General features: G+C 46.8%; 1 protein-coding gene. It reads right to left on the reverse strand.

The features are described 5' to 3' along the window. Nucleotides 1-608: RepB family plasmid replication initiator protein (locus BEB54_RS28020; protein WP_157914366.1), on the reverse strand; the 608-nt coding region annotated here is incomplete at its 3' end. Between the last annotated feature and the right edge of the window lie 767 nt (nucleotides 609-1375).

A 1375-nucleotide genomic window follows, 5' to 3' on the forward strand; every position in this document is an offset into this window, starting at 1 on the left:
GCGGACTCCCGTCGCTTCAGGGCATTAATCGCCTTAAGCTGGAGAAGGACTTTTCTGTCAAACTGGTACAGTTCAAACAGGCGGGGATCGGCCTGTAACTGCACAATATCCCGCTCAGTATCGTAGTAGGCTGACTGTACCAGATGGGTGATGTATTCCCGGGTGTGCTTCTCATCGGTACGGGAAAACGAGATCACGGTACCGGCAATGCGCTTCAGGGAAGGGCTGATGCGCTCACGTAGCCTGCGGGATGACTGGCTTGAAGGTATACCACACAGTTTTGCAAACTCAACAAAAGGCAGTTCAACTTTGTCACCAGTCACGTTATGGCGGGCAAAGGAATGAATGATCCCCACCCAGGTCTTGAAATCGTTATCCATATCCAGGCGGGGGCCAGTGATCTCAACCTTATCGAATCCCTCAGCACGGGCCAGGGAAAGACGTGTCAGCTCTTCCGTGGCATCAGTACGTGACAGTGTATTTTTTTTACTGTTCTTCAGTGATTTAAGGGTCGGTACAAAAACGCCCAGACGCATCAGCGCCACAGGTTGTACGGTGTTGTTATTGTTTGGTGTCAGTGTCACCAGCTCACCGGACGACTTATCCACCTCGCCGAACAGTTTTTTGATGTCTGAATTTTCGTTTTCCAGAAAGCCTCCTGCCTGTGGACAGTAAAAGAATAAACAGCAAATCGTGTGTCAGAGCCCCGCTAACTGACTGAAGAAAAACCTGCAGCCTGTATTTAACAACTGAGTCTGGCGTACTGACCATAGTTTATGTCATTAACTTACTTCAGTATATGGATTACTGAATACAGCTTATTATTAGCATGTTACAGTTTATCATTAACATGCCACAGCTTATGTGATCGTGGTCCCGGCCCATGAGTGACAAGGTTTGCAGAGATATGGGGATCTTTAATGGATCCTTTGTTGATCATTCATGGATCTAGTTTACTGGATCGAACCTCTGGATATGTGGATAAATCATCCTAGAGGAAACAGCATACACAACCGCTTATAAGGGCTTCAGGGCGTACCTGCTCACTGTAACTACAGATACATTGCGCTTCCTCGCCAGTTCGCGGGCTTCGCCCGGTCACCGGTCTGCGGCGAGCACTGTTTTTTCTGAAGTCTATCTTTACAGGTAGTTGGGCTACCCTTCGAAAAGAAATGATTCACATGAAGCCAGTAATGGTTCATGGGCTAGTCATGATATTGATGCCAGAGCTATACAAGACTTTAAAGAAATAAGTGATTACTTTATTAATCGCATGGTCAGCGAATCCAGTAGCCAGGTGATGCTGCCAACTTACTGATTTAGTGTATGATGGTGTTTTTGAGGTGCTCCAGTGGCTTCTGTTTATATCAGCTGT

It is taken from the genome of Escherichia sp. MOD1-EC6021 (assembly GCF_002965245.1).
GTDB lineage: Bacteria > Pseudomonadota > Gammaproteobacteria > Enterobacterales > Enterobacteriaceae > Escherichia > Escherichia coli_F.